The sequence below is a fragment of the Streptomyces himalayensis subsp. himalayensis genome (assembly GCF_013778455.1).
Taxonomy (GTDB): domain Bacteria; phylum Actinomycetota; class Actinomycetes; order Streptomycetales; family Streptomycetaceae; genus Streptomyces; species Streptomyces himalayensis.
On sequence record NZ_JACEHE010000001.1, the window covers coordinates 750882 to 764149 of the forward strand.

General features: G+C 71.3%; 12 protein-coding genes. 9 read left to right on the forward strand and 3 right to left on the reverse strand.

Annotated elements, in window-relative coordinates; genetic code table 11:
- From ispG to H1D24_RS03290, 5 genes are all read left to right on the forward strand, one after another.
- Complete coding sequence (gene ispG, locus H1D24_RS03270) at nt 1–1158, forward strand: flavodoxin-dependent (E)-4-hydroxy-3-methylbut-2-enyl-diphosphate synthase (protein ID WP_181655772.1); 1158 nt, start codon at nt 1–3, stop codon at nt 1156–1158.
- A gap of 166 nt (nt 1159–1324) precedes the next feature.
- Nucleotides 1325–2173 carry a GNAT family N-acetyltransferase gene (locus H1D24_RS03275; protein ID WP_181655773.1) on the forward strand — a complete coding sequence of 283 codons (849 nt, stop codon included), beginning with the start codon at nt 1325–1327 and terminating at the stop codon, nt 2171–2173.
- A gap of 51 nt (nt 2174–2224) precedes the next feature.
- Nucleotides 2225–2791: a GNAT family N-acetyltransferase gene (locus tag H1D24_RS03280; protein ID WP_181655774.1), complete on the forward strand. Its 567-nt coding sequence runs from the start codon at nt 2225–2227 to the stop codon at nt 2789–2791.
- A 72-nt stretch (nt 2792–2863) separates the two neighbouring features.
- Nucleotides 2864–4558: a proline--tRNA ligase gene (locus tag H1D24_RS03285; protein WP_181655775.1), complete on the forward strand. Its 1695-nt coding sequence runs from the start codon at nt 2864–2866 to the stop codon at nt 4556–4558.
- A 137-nt stretch (nt 4559–4695) separates the two neighbouring features.
- The gene (locus H1D24_RS03290; protein WP_309484183.1) at nt 4696–5520 is read left to right on the forward strand and encodes a nucleotidyltransferase domain-containing protein; all 825 of its coding nucleotides are present in this window, start codon (nt 4696–4698) and stop codon (nt 5518–5520) included.
- 43 nt (nt 5521–5563) lie between these two features.
- Here the strand turns inward: H1D24_RS03290 and H1D24_RS03295 are convergent, their stop codons facing one another.
- The 3 genes from H1D24_RS03295 to H1D24_RS03305 all read right to left on the reverse strand — a co-directional run bounded on the left by H1D24_RS03295 (nt 5564) and on the right by H1D24_RS03305 (nt 7779).
- On the reverse strand, nt 5564–6520 hold the full coding sequence (locus H1D24_RS03295) for an aminoglycoside phosphotransferase family protein (RefSeq protein ID WP_181655776.1): 957 nt from the start codon (nt 6518–6520) through the stop codon (nt 5564–5566).
- A gap of 120 nt (nt 6521–6640) precedes the next feature.
- Nucleotides 6641–7141, reverse strand: a complete 501-nt coding sequence (locus tag H1D24_RS03300; protein ID WP_181655777.1) for a ferritin-like domain-containing protein — start codon at nt 7139–7141, stop codon at nt 6641–6643.
- The gene (locus tag H1D24_RS03305) at nt 7141–7779 is read right to left on the reverse strand and encodes a hypothetical protein (RefSeq protein ID WP_181655778.1); all 639 of its coding nucleotides are present in this window, start codon (nt 7777–7779) and stop codon (nt 7141–7143) included. The genes H1D24_RS03300 and H1D24_RS03305 overlap by 1 nt, the downstream gene beginning before the upstream one ends.
- Before the next feature lie 302 nt (nt 7780–8081).
- On the opposite strand from H1D24_RS03305, the gene rimP reads away from it, so the two are divergent.
- The 4 genes from rimP to infB all read left to right on the forward strand — a co-directional run bounded on the left by rimP (nt 8082) and on the right by infB (nt 13206).
- The gene (gene rimP, locus H1D24_RS03310; RefSeq protein WP_181655779.1) at nt 8082–8606 is read left to right on the forward strand and encodes a ribosome maturation factor RimP; all 525 of its coding nucleotides are present in this window, start codon (nt 8082–8084) and stop codon (nt 8604–8606) included.
- A gap of 2 nt (nt 8607–8608) precedes the next feature.
- Nucleotides 8609–9601: a transcription termination factor NusA gene (nusA, locus tag H1D24_RS03315; RefSeq protein ID WP_181655780.1), complete on the forward strand. Its 993-nt coding sequence runs from the start codon at nt 8609–8611 to the stop codon at nt 9599–9601.
- 116 nt (nt 9602–9717) lie between these two features.
- Nucleotides 9718–9993 (forward strand): YlxR family protein, encoded by a 276-nt coding sequence (locus H1D24_RS03320; RefSeq protein ID WP_181655781.1) that lies wholly within the window; start codon nt 9718–9720, stop codon nt 9991–9993.
- Between the two features lie 162 nt (nt 9994–10155).
- Complete coding sequence (gene infB / locus H1D24_RS43470) at nt 10156–13206, forward strand: translation initiation factor IF-2 (protein ID WP_181655782.1); 3051 nt, start codon at nt 10156–10158, stop codon at nt 13204–13206.
- Nucleotides 13207–13268 lie beyond the last annotated feature (62 nt).

The following is a 13268-nucleotide window of genomic DNA, read 5'->3' on the forward strand; positions in this document are numbered from 1 at the left end:
ATGACTGCGATTTCTCTCGGCATGCCGTCCGTTCCGACCAAGCTCGCCGAGCGCCGGAAGAGCCGGCAGATCCAGGTGGGGTCGGTGGCCGTGGGTGGGGACGCGCCCGTGTCGGTGCAGTCGATGACGACGACGCGGACCTCGGACATCGGTGCGACGCTGCAGCAGATCGCGGAGCTGACGGCGTCGGGCTGCCAGATCGTGCGGGTCGCGTGTCCCACGCAGGACGACGCCGATGCGCTCGCCACCATCGCGCGCAAGTCTCAGATCCCGGTCATCGCGGACATCCACTTCCAGCCGAAGTACGTCTTCGCGGCGATCGAGGCTGGCTGCGCGGCCGTACGCGTCAACCCCGGCAACATCAAGCAGTTCGATGACAAGGTCAAGGAGATCGCCAGGGCGGCCAAGGACGCGGGTACGCCGATCCGTATCGGCGTGAACGCCGGCTCCCTCGACAGGCGGCTGCTGCAGAAGTACGGCAAGGCCACCCCTGAGGCCCTCGTCGAGTCCGCGCTGTGGGAGGCGTCCCTCTTCGAGGAGCACGACTTCCGGGACATCAAGATCTCGGTGAAGCACAACGACCCGGTCGTGATGATCGAGGCGTACCGGCAGCTCGCCGCGCAGTGCGACTACCCGCTGCACCTGGGTGTGACGGAGGCCGGTCCGGCGTTCCAGGGCACGATCAAGTCGGCCGTGGCCTTCGGTGCGCTGCTGTCGCATGGCATCGGCGACACCATCCGCGTCTCGCTGTCGGCTCCTCCCGTGGAGGAGGTCAAGGTCGGTATCCAGATCCTGGAGTCGCTGAACCTGCGCCAGCGCGGCCTGGAGATCGTCTCCTGCCCGTCCTGCGGCCGCGCCCAGGTCGACGTCTACACGCTCGCCGAGGAGGTCACCGCAGGCCTGACCGGCATGGAGGTTCCGCTGCGCGTGGCCGTCATGGGGTGCGTCGTCAACGGTCCCGGTGAGGCCCGTGAGGCCGACCTCGGCGTCGCCTCCGGCAACGGCAAGGGTCAGATCTTCGTGAAGGGCGAGGTCATCAAGACGGTGCCCGAGTCGAAGATCGTGGAGACCCTCATCGAGGAGGCCATGAAGCTGGCCGAGCAGATGGAGAAGGACGGGGTCATGTCGGGCGAGCCCGAGGTCTCGGTCGCCGGCTGATCTCCGGCATTCCCGCAGGTCCCACCGCTCTCCCGCGTTCTCGCACGCCCCACCGCCGTCTCCGGTGGTGGGGCGTCTCCATGGGCCTTTCCCATGGGGCGGCGCCACACAACCTCGCCAGGTACAGTGCGGAAATCAGCAGACCGTATGGTGAGGCCCTCGAATTTTGTTGACGCAGACCACCACGCGGGTCCTCGAACCGAGCGACCTCGACGCCGCGCTGGCCGTGCTCGACCGCGAGCCGGTCGCCAACGCGTTCGTGGCGTCGCGGGTGTACACCGCGGGCCTGGACCCGTGGCGGCTCGGCGGCGAGATGTGGGGCTGGTACGCGGACGGCATGCTGCAGTCCCTGTGCTACGCGGGCGCCAATCTGGTGCCGATCTGCGCCACCCCCCAGGCCGTACGCGCCTTCGCCGACCGTGCCCGCCGGGCCGGCCGCCGCTGCTCCTCGATCGTCGGCCCCGCAGGACCCACCGCCCAGCTGTGGCGGCTGCTCGAACCCAGCTGGGGCCCGGCCCGCGAGGTCCGCGCCCACCAGCCGCTGATGGTCACCGACCGGCTCCCCGGGAACATCGCGCCCGATCCCCACGTCCGCCGCATCCGCAAGGACGAGATGGAGACGATCATGCCGGCGTGCGTGGCGATGTTCACCGAGGAGGTCGGCATCTCCCCGCTCGCGGGCGACGGCGGACTGCTCTACCAGGCACGGATCGCGGAACTCGTCGGATCCGGGCGCTCGTTCGCCCGCCTCGACGAGTACGGCAAGGTCGTCTTCAAGGCGGAGATCGGTGCCGCGACACCGGGGGCCTGCCAGATCCAGGGCGTCTGGGTGGCGCCCGAGTACCGGGGGCAAGGTCTCGCGGCGCCTGGCATGGCGGCGGTCCTGCGCTACGCGCTCACGGATGTCGCGCCGGTCGCCAGCCTCTACGTCAACGACTTCAACACGGCGGCACGTGCCGCATATCGGAGGGTCGGCTTCCAGGAGGTCGGCGCCTTCATGAGCGTGCTGTTCTGATCCTCTGGCCCCGGGGGCCCAGGGCTGTGACCCCGAGGTAGTCTCGCCGACATGCTGCGCATTCCCGGGCCCGGCTCCCGTACCCCCGACGACGTCGTGATCGGCCCGCTGGATCTGGCCGCGCGGGTGGACGAAGCGCTGGCCGTGCAGGCGGCGGCCTTCGGGCTCAGCGCCGACGAGGTCACGGTGCGCCGGCAGATCGTGCTCCGGCACATCGCCTACCCCGGGGCACGCGCGCTCGGCGCCTTCACGCGCGACGACCGGCTCGTCGGATTCGTCTACGGCATGCCGAACGACCGCACCCACTGGTGGTCCACCGTCGTCCAGCCGTATCTGCGCGCCAGGGGCCACGACGACTGGCTCGACGACTCCTTCGTCATCACCGAGCTGCACGTCCTGCCCGCGTACCAGAACCGCGGCATCGGCCGTGCGCTGATCACGCGGATCACCGACGAGGCCGACCAGCCCCGCTCCATCCTCTCGGCGATCGACGTCGACAGCCCGGCCCGCGGCCTGTACTTCTCGCTCGGATACGAGGACCTGGCCAGGCAGGTCCTCTTCCCCAGCGCACCGAAACCGTACGCGGTGATGGGGGCGCCTCTCCCACTGAGGCGGTAACGGATTTCCACCGGCACCGACCGCAGGGCTAACCTCCTAGCCATCACCCTTACGTAGCAGGAGTTAAGAATCATGGCCCAGGTCCAGCGCATGTCCCGGTTGATGGTCAAGACACTGCGCGACGACCCGGCGGACGCCGAGACGCTCAGCCACAAGCTGCTGGTCCGCGCCGGGTACGTGCGCCGCAACTCGGCGGGCATCTGGACCTGGCTCCCGCTCGGTAAGAAGGTCCTGGACAACATCTCGCGCGTCGTGCGCGAGGAGATGGACGCGATCGGCGCCCAGGAGGTCCTGCTCCCCGCTCTGCTGCCCAAGGAGCCGTACGAGGCGTCGGCCCGCTGGGAGGAGTACGGCGACCTGCTGTTCCGGCTGAAGGACCGCAAGGGCGGTGAGTACCTGCTCGGGCCGACCCACGAGGAGATCTTCACGCTCGTCGTGAAGGACCAGGTGGCGTCGTACAAGGACCTGCCGGTGATGCTGTACCAGATCCAGACGAAGTACCGCGACGAGGCCCGTCCGCGGTCGGGCATCCTGCGCGGCCGCGAGTTCCAGATGAAGGACTCGTACTCCTTCGACACCACGGACGAGGGTCTGGCGGAGTCGTACCGCCTGCACCGCGAGGCCTACCAGCGCATCTTCGAGCGTCTGGGCCTGGACTACCGCATCGTGTCCGCGGTCTCCGGCGCCATGGGCGGCTCGGCGTCGGAGGAGTTCCTGGCCCCGGCGGCCGCGGGCGAGGACACCTTCGTGGACTGCCCGGCCTGCGACTACGCGGCGAACACGGAGGCCGTGACCTTCGCGCTCACGCCGGTCGAGGGCGGCGAGCACCCGGCGATCGAGGAGCTGGACACCCCCGACACCCCGACCATCGAGACGCTCGCCGAGCACCTGGGTGTCCCGGCATCCGCGACCCTCAAGAACCTGCTGGTCAAGGTGGACGGCGAGATCGTGGCGGTCGGCGTGCCCGGTGACCGCGAAGTCGACCTCGGCAAGCTCGGCGAGCACCTGGCCCCGGCGGTCGTCGAGCTGGTCACGGCGGAGGACTTCGAGGGCCGCGACGACCTCGTACGCGGCTACGTCGGCCCGCAGGGCCTCGGCAAGGTCCGCTACATCGCCGACCCCCGCGTCGCCCCCGGCACGTCGTGGATCACCGGTGCCAACAAGCAGGACAAGCACGCGAAGAACGTCGTCTGCGGCCGCGACTTCGAGGTGGACGACTACCTGGACGTGGTCGTCGTCGAGGAGGGCGACCCCTGCCCGAAGTGCGGCACCGGCCTGAAGCTGGACCGCGCGATCGAGATCGGCCATATCTTCCAGCTCGGCCGCAAGTACGCGGACACCTTCCAGCTCGACGTGCTCGGCCAGAACGGCAAGCCGGTCCGCGTCACCATGGGCTCGTACGGCATCGGCGTCTCCCGTGCCGTGGCGGCGCTCGCCGAGCAGACCGCGGACGATCAGGGCCTGTGCTGGTCGCGCGAGGTCGCGCCCGCCGACGTCCATGTGGTGGCCGCGGGCAAGGCGCTCCAGACGGAGCTGGCTCTCGACGTCTCCGAGAAGCTGGGCGCCGCGGGCGTCCGCGTGCTGGTGGACGACCGGGCCGGCGTCTCGCCCGGCGTGAAGTTCACCGACGCGGAGCTCATCGGCGTACCGCACATCCTGGTGGCCGGACGGCGCTCGGCCGAGGGCGTCCTAGAGCTCAAGGACCGGCGTACGGGTGAGCGCGAGGAGATGACCGTCGAAGAGGCGATCGCCCGGCTGACGGCGTAGCCGTCCTGCCGCCCTCCCGGGATGAGCGGATGAGCGGATGAGCCACAGCGTGTTCATCCCGGGGGCCGGCGCGGCGCACGGCGTCCTCGGGTAAATCCGGTCGCGCCAAGGTGGCCTGGCACTGCAGAATCCGGGCTGTGGACCGCCTGGTGGAGATCACGGATCGTTTGACCGACGTCAGCGGCGTTGTCGGGGTGTGTCTGGGAGGCAGCCGGGCGAGGGGCGCGCATCGTCCTGACTCGGACTACGACCTGGGCCTGTACTACCGGCCGCCGCTGGACACCGATGCCCTGCGCGTGATCGCGGCCGAGCTGACCGGCGAGTCGGTCGACGTGACCGAGCCGGGCGGCTGGGGACCGTGGGTGGACGGCGGGGCTTGGCTGACCGTCGACGGCCACCACGTCGACTGGATCTACCGCGATCTGGACCGGGTGCACCGGATCTGGCAGCAGTGCCAGGCCGGGCAGTTCGAGATAGGCGTCCAGCCCGGCCATCCGTTGGGCGTGTATTCCCACGCCTACGTCGGTGAGGTGGCCCTGGGACGCATCCTCGCCGATCCCAGCGGTGAGCTGGAGGCCCTGCACCGGCAGACGCGCAGCTATCCGCAGCCCCTGCGCGAAGCGCTCATCGCCAACGCGCGATGGGAGGCGCCGTTCATCCTGGCCGGCGCCCGCAAGGGTGCGGCTCGCGGCGACGCCTTCTATGTCGCCGGCTGCCTGTTCCGTGCGGTCGGGGTCCTCGTGCAGGCCCTCCATGCTCACGACAGGTGTTGGGTGCTCAACGAGAAGGGGGCGGTGCAGGCCGCGGGACAACTCGCCGTCGCCCCGGCTGGGTTCGCCCAGCGGGCCCATGCACTGTTCTCCGCGCTCGGCACCACGCCGGACACGCTCGCCGCCGCGCTCGACGACGCCGACAAGCTGGCCACCGAGGTATGCGCACGGCTCGCGGCCGGTCATCGCTGAGCCGTGTGGGACACCAGTCGGCGCCGGGGCTGTGTCATGGCGGCTAGAGCCAGCCCGCGAACTCCAGCAGCAGCTCCGAGTCCTGCACGCGGCCGACGCGCCGGGCCCGTACGCCCGACTCCACCGCGCGGAAGAGCGTCCAGCCGCGCAGCCGCTCCATGTCCACGTCCAGCGAGTCGGCCAGGCGCTTTACGCGGCGGCGGGTCGTCGCCGCGCCCGACGGTGACGCGATGAGGTCCTCGACCCGGTCCCGCACAAGCCGCGCCAGATCGAAGGCGCACTCGCCCACCACCGGATCCGGTCCGACGGCGAGCCACGGCATGCGGTCGCCCGCCAGTACCTTGCTCTGCCGGAACGTCCCGTGCAGCAGCTTGTGTTCGGGCGCCGTTGCCAGCAGATCGTCGCGCGCCGCCAGGGCCGCGTCGACCAGGGGCGCCACGTCGGGATCGGCGTCCGCGCCGGCCCGCATCGCCACGGCCTGCCGACCGGTCCGCTCGGCCACCGTCTCGAAGCGGTGACCCGGGGGCGGCTCCACCCACAGCCGCCGCAACGTCCCTGCGGCCTCCAGCAGCGACTTCGCCTCGGGCAGGGACCGCAGCGACACATCGGGGTGCAGCCGCTCCAGCAGCAGCACCCCGTCACCGCCGCTGCCCCCGCCGTTCTCCCCGCCGCCGGTCCCCACGCCCTCGCCCGGCGCGTCCAGCAACTGCACGGCGCCCCGCCCGCCCCAGCAGGCCAGCGCGGCGCGCTCACTCCCGGGCCGCGCACGCCGCGGCGCCAGCTTGAGTACGGCGGGCAGGCCGTCCGGCAGACGCACCAGGACGACGAGGCTGCTGCGCCCACCGGGCACGAGCACCCGCTCGACGGTCAACTTCCGCCGGGACACGGCCGCCTCGGCCAGCTCCGGCAGCTTCTCCAGCCAGGCGCGGGCTCCGTCGTCCCCGTCGTGCAGCGTCTCGCCGAGTGCTCTCACGAGGCGCTGGGGCGGTTCGAAAGCCATGCGCGGATGATTCCTTCCCAGTCGGGCCGTTCGGGCCGGTACGTCTGCGGTGACGTGGCGCTTCTGCGGTTGTGCCGCCGTACGCGTACGGCGCGTCGGACGCACTCGGCCGGCGACGCCTTACGGGCTCGGCGTCGCCGAAGCGGAAGGCGTACCGGACCGCTCGGCGAGACCAGGGAAGGCTACGCTGCCGCCCCGCCACCGCACCGCCCGCACCGCCGCTTCCCGCAGTGCGTCCGCGGCCATCCGCCGCCGACTGCCCTCGGCTGCCCGTACGAGATCGGAATACACCCCGGCGACCCGATCCTCCAGTTCGGCCGCGAGCCGCGCGGCCGCCGCCGCGTCCCGCACCGCGAAGGGCAGCGCGTAGGCCGCGGCCGCGGGCTCCGGTTCTCCGCCCAAGTCCCGTACAGTGCGGGCGAGTTCGTCGCGTCGGGCGCGATGGGCGTCGTACGCCGCCCGGGCCTCGTCCTGTCGGCCCTCGCCGATTCTGCCGCCGACGACCCCGTAGGCGTACACGGCGGCATGCTCCGCGCCGAGCGCCGCCTGCACGGCCTTCAGCACGGCGCTGTCGCCGTCACTCTTCGACTTCCGGCCCTCGCCGTCGTCGGACCCGCTCATCAGTCACCCTCCGTCAGCAGATACGCGTGCGCGGCACCCGCCGCCGCGACAGAGGCGAGCAGCCGGGCCAGCTCGCCGGGCACTTCGAGCAGTGCTGCGCCGCGCCGGTCCGCCAGGGAACGCTCGGCGGAGGCGAGAAAGGCAAGCGCGCCCTTCTTGTCCGATGGCACGTCGAACCCACCACTCCCACCGGCCGAAGCAGAGGCAGAACCCGATGCCGAAGGGGCAGCCGGGGCCGAAGGGGCGGCAGACGGCGCAGCCGACGCCGCCGCCCCGGATCCCGAAGCGGCACCCGAAGCCCCGGCAGCCGCCACCTCGCCCCCGAACGCCTCCACATGCCGCACCACCTCCTCCCGCAACGCGCCCACCCGCTCCGCCAGCGCGGGATGCGCCGCGATCACGGCGTCGTACCGCGCGACAAGCCCGGCGCTGTCGCTCGCCGCACGCGCGCGTGCCAGCTCCACGGCGGACGGCCGCCTCGCGGGGGTGCCGACGGATCCGCTGCCCGAACCACCGCCGGAGCAGCCCGCGAGCAGCCCGGCACCGGCGACGGCCGCACCGGCGAGAACGCTCCTTCGACGAGGCCTCGACGGCCCGTCAGGGGTACGCCGCGCACGCGACGGCAGGGGGAACGACACGACAGACGTCCTCGCGGGTTTCGTACGAGCGGACAGCTGAGCGACCCCAGGGAAGTGCAGGTACTTCCCCGGCGCCGCTTAGGGGAACAAGCGGCCGAGAGGCCTTGATCACCGTACCGTCGGACCGCCCCGGCCCGCGCCAGCGGCCCGTCACCTGTGGGCCGGTTCGCCTCCGGGGGCGTCCCTTCGGGTGGCGCACGGACGGCCGGACCGGTGGACGGCAACACCCTCCGGGACCGGATACCCTTTGACCTGTCACACGACCCACCCACAACAGCACACGCGGCCGAGGAGTCACCCGGATGAGCACCACCCAGAGCGAGAGGCTGCGAGAACTACTGGAACCGCTCGTCAGCTCCAAGGACCTGGATCTCGAAGAGATCGAAGTGGCCTCGGTCGGGCGCAAGCGGGTGCTGAGGGTCGTCATCGACTCCGACGAGGGTGTCGATCTGGACGAGATCGCCGAGGTGAGCCGGGCGCTCTCGGAGAAGCTCGACGAGACGGACGCGATGGGCGAGGGCGAGTACACCCTCGAGGTCGGTTCCCCGGGCGCCGAGCGCCCGCTGAAGGAGCACCGCCACTTCGTCCGTGCCACCGACCGCCTGGCGAGGTTCTGGCTGACGCCGGACGCCGGCGGCGGCGAACTGGTCGCCCGGATCCTGAAGGTGGACGACGAGGGCCTGGACCTCGAGGTACCCGGAGTGAAGGGCCGCAAGGCCACCTCGCGCAGGCTCGCCTTCACGGACATCGCCAAGGCGCGCGTGGAGATCGAGTTCAGCCGCAAGAGCAAGTCCGCCGAGGACATCGAGAACGCAGAGGAGGCGTAGCCGTGGACATCGACATGAGTGCCCTGCGGGGTCTGGTGAGGGAGAAGGAGATCTCCTTCTCCCTGCTGGTCGAGGCGATCGAGGCGGCCCTCCTCATCGCCTACCACCGCACCGAGGGAAGCCGCCGCCACGCGCGCGTGGAGCTCAACCGGGAGACCGGCCATGTGACGGTGTGGGCGAAGGAAGACCCCGAGGACCTCGAGGAGGGCCAGGAGCCCCGCGAGTTCGACGACACCCCGTCCGGCTTCGGCCGGATCGCCGCGACGACGGCCAAGCAGGTGATCCTGCAGCGGCTGCGCGACGCCCAGGACGACGCGACGCTCGGCGAGTACGCGGGCCGCGAGGGCGACATCGTCACCGGTGTGGTCCAGCAGGGCCGCGACCCGAAGAACGTCCTGGTGGACATCGGCAAGCTCGAGGCGATCCTGCCCGTGCAGGAGCAGGTGCCGGGCGAGGAGTACCAGCACGGCACGCGCCTGCGCTCGTACGTCGTACGGGTGGCCAAGGGCGTCCGCGGCCCCTCGGTGACCCTCTCGCGTACGCACCCGAACCTGGTGAAGAAGCTCTTCGCGCTGGAGGTACCGGAGATCGCCGACGGCTCCGTCGAGATCGCCGCGATCGCCCGCGAGGCCGGCCACCGCACCAAGATCGCCGTGCGGTCCACCCGCTCGGGGCTGAACGCCAAGGGCGCCTGCATCGGCCCTATGGGTGGCCGCGTGCGCAGTGTCATGGCCGAGCTGAACGGCGAGAAGATCGACATCGTCGACTGGTCGGACGACCCGGCGGAGATGGTCGCCAACGCGCTCTCCCCGGCCCGGGTCTCCAAGGTCGAGGTCGTCGACCTCGCGGCCCGCTCCGCGCGCGTCACCGTTCCGGACTACCAGCTGTCGCTGGCGATCGGCAAGGAGGGGCAGAATGCCCGTCTCGCGGCGCGGCTGACCGGGTGGCGGATCGACATCCGTCCGGACACCGAACAGGCCCCCCAGCAGGACTGACAGGAACCGACAGCGGCCTTCGACGGGATCACGCCGAAGGCCGCTGAGATCAAGACGACAGCCGTTCGATTTCTGCCCCAAAGGGGTGAGGTCGGTACGGGGAGGTAGACTTAACCGTGTCTGGCCGGACGCAAGCCCGCGCATGCCCTGAGCGCACCTGTGTGGGGTGCCGGGAGCGAGCGGCCAAGAGCGATCTGCTGCGCATCGTGGTGATCGAGGGCGAGTGCGTCCCCGATCTTCGCGGTACGCTGCCCGGCCGGGGTGCGTACGTGCACCCCGCCCTGGTCTGTCTCGATCTGGCGGTCCGCCGCCGGGCGTTCGTCCGGGCCTTCCGTGCCCGGGGACCGCTCGACACGGCGGGCTTGCGCCAGGCCGTCGAAGACAGTTGCTGAGCAGGCAACACCGTAAGAAGCGCCGTACGGAACCCCCGTGCGGCCCAGGTACCCCGCGAGTTGGAAGTAGGTCGAGATTGCGATGAGCACTCGATGAGCACGCGATGAGTACGCCCATGAAGTAGCGACGGTCCGGCGTAACCCGGACCTAAAAGGAGCGAAGTGGCTAAGGTCCGGGTATACGAGCTCGCCAAGGAGTTCGGGGTTGAGAGCAAGGTCGTCATGGCCAAGCTCCAGGAACTCGGTGAATTCGTCCGTTCGGCGTCCTCGACGATCGAGGCGCCCGTAGTACGCAAACTGACTGACGCTTTCCAGCAGGGCAACGGCTCCGGCAAGTCCGCCGCGAAGCCCGGTGCCCCCCGTAAGCAGGCGCCCGCCAGGCCCGCCGCGCCCTCTCCGGCGCAGGCGGCTCGTCCGGCTGCCCCCAAGCCGCCGGCGCCCAAGCCCGCCGCGGCCGAGAAGCCCGCGGCGCCCGCGCCGGCCCCGGGCCCCCGTCCGGTGCCGGGTCCCAAGCCGGCCCCCAAGCCCGCACCCGCGGCCCCGGCCACGCCGGAGTTCACCGCGCCGCCGTCCGCTCCTGCCGCCCCGTCGGCGGGTCCGCGTCCCGGCGCCCGTCCCGGTGCCCCGAAGCCGGGTGGCCGTCCGGCCGCTCCGGGTCAGGGCCGTGGCGACCGTGGTGAGCGCCCCGGCGCGCCGCGTCCGGGTGGTCAGGCGCCGCGTCCCGGCGCCCGTCCGGCCGGTCCGCGTCCGGGTAACAACCCCTTCACCTCTGGTGGCTCCACCGGCATGGCGCGCCCGCAGACGCCCCGTCCCGGCGGCGCTCCGCGTCCCGGCGGTGCCGGTGCGCCCGGTGGCCCGCGTCCGCAGGGCGCAGGTCAGGGCGGTCCCCGTCCGCAGGGCCAGGGCGGTTCCCGCCCGACTCCGGGCGGCATGCCGCGTCCGCAGGCGCCCCGCCCCGGCGGCGGTCCCGGCGGTCCCGGTGGTAACCGTCCGAACCCCGGCATGATGCCGCAGCGTCCCGCTGCGGGCCCGCGTCCCGGCGGCGGCCCTGGTGGCGGCGGCCGTGGTCCCGGTGGCGCCGGTCGTCCTGGTGGCGGTGCCGGTCGTCCCGGCGGCGGCTTCGCGGGTCGTCCCGCGGGTCCCGGCGGCGGCGGTCGTCCCGGTGGCGGCGGCGGTTTCGCCGGTCGTCCCGGCGGCGGTGCCCCCGGCGGCGGTGGCGGCTTCGGTGGCGGCGGTGGCCGTCCCGGATTCGGCGGTCGTCCCGGCGGTCCGGGTGGCCGTGGTGGCACGCAGGGTGCGTTCGGCCGTCCCGGCGGTCCGGCGCGTCGTGGCCGTAAGTCGAAGCGGCAGAGGCGCCAGGAGTACGAGGCCATGCAGGCCCCGTCGGTCGGCGGCGTGATGCTGCCTCGCGGCAACGGCGAGACCGTTCGCCTGTCGCGCGGTGCGTCCCTCACCGACTTCGCCGAGAAGATCAACGCCAACCCGGCGTCGCTCGTCGCGGTCATGATGAACCTCGGCGAGATGGTCACCGCGACCCAGTCGGTCTCGGACGACACGCTGCAGCTGCTCGCCGACGAGATGAACTACACCGTCCAGATCGTCAGCCCCGAGGAGGAGGACCGCGAGCTGCTCGAGTCCTTCGACCTGGAGTTCGGCGAGGACGAGGGCGGCGAGGAGAACCTCGTCTCGCGTCCGCCGGTGGTGACCGTCATGGGTCACGTCGACCACGGTAAGACCCGACTGCTCGACGCCATCCGCAAGACGAACGTCATCGCGGGCGAGGCCGGCGGCATCACGCAGCACATCGGTGCCTACCAGGTCGCGACCGACGTCAACGGCGAAGAGCGGAAGATCACCTTCATCGACACCCCGGGTCACGAGGCGTTCACCGCCATGCGTGCCCGTGGTGCCAAGTCGACCGACATCGCGATCCTCGTGGTGGCGGCCAACGACGGTGTGATGCCCCAGACGATCGAGGCGCTGAACCACGCCAAGGCGGCCGACGTGCCGATCGTGGTCGCGGTCAACAAGATCGACGTCGAGGGCGCGGACCCAACCAAGGTGCGCGGTCAGCTGACCGAGTTCGGCCTGGTGGCCGAGGAGTACGGCGGCGACACCATGTTCGTCGACATCTCCGCCAAGCAGGGTCTGCACATCGACAGCCTCTTGGAGGCCGTCGTCCTCACCGCGGACGCCTCGCTCGACCTGCGGGCCAACCCCGAGCAGGACGCACAGGGCATCGCGATCGAGGCCCGCCTCGACCGCGGCCGCGGCGCCACCGCGACGGTCCTCGTCCAGCGAGGCACCCTGCGGGTCGGCGAGACGATGGTGGTCGGGGACGCGTACGGCCGCGTGCGTGCCATGTACGACGACCAGGGCAACACGCTCGACGAGGCCGGTCCGTCCACCCCGGTCCAGGTCCTGGGTCTGACCAACGTCCCGGGCGCCGGCGACAACTTCATCGTCGTCGACGAGGACCGCACGGCCCGCCAGATCGCCGAGAAGCGTGCCGCCCGCGAGCGCAACGCCGCGTTCGCCAAGCGGGTGCGCCGCGTCTCCCTCGAGGACCTGGACAAGGTGCTCAAGGCCGGCGAGATCCAGCAGCTCAACCTCATCATCAAGGGCGACGCGTCCGGTTCGGTGGAGGCTCTCGAGTCCTCGCTGCTCCAGCTCGACGTCGGCGAAGAGGTCGACATCCGCGTCCTGCACCGCGGCGTCGGTGCGGTCACGGAGTCGGACATCGACCTGGCGATGGGCTCGGACGCCATCGTGATCGGCTTCAACGTGCGCGCCGCCGGGCGTGCACAGCAGATGGCCGAGCGCGAGGGCGTGGACGTCCGCTACTACTCGGTCATCTACCAGGCGATCGAGGAGATCGAGGCGGCCCTCAAGGGCATGCTCAAGCCGGAGTACGAAGAGGTCGAGCTCGGTACGGCGGAGATCCGCGAGGTCTTCCGCTCGTCCAAGCTGGGCAACATCGCGGGTGTGCTCATCCGCTCCGGCGAGGTCAAGCGGAACACCAAGGCCCGGCTGCTGCGCGATGGCAAGGTCATCGCGGAGAACCTCACCATCGAGGGCCTGCGTCGCTTCAAGGACGACGTCACCGAGATCCGCGAAGGCTTCGAGGGTGGTATCAACCTCGGAAACTTCAACGACATCAAGGTCGACGACGTCATCGCGACGTACGAGATGCGCGAGAAGCCGCGCGGCTGAGCACTGTTGCTCGGCCGACGGCACCTCCCACGCCTCTGAGGCTGTGGGGAGGCCGGGGCCGG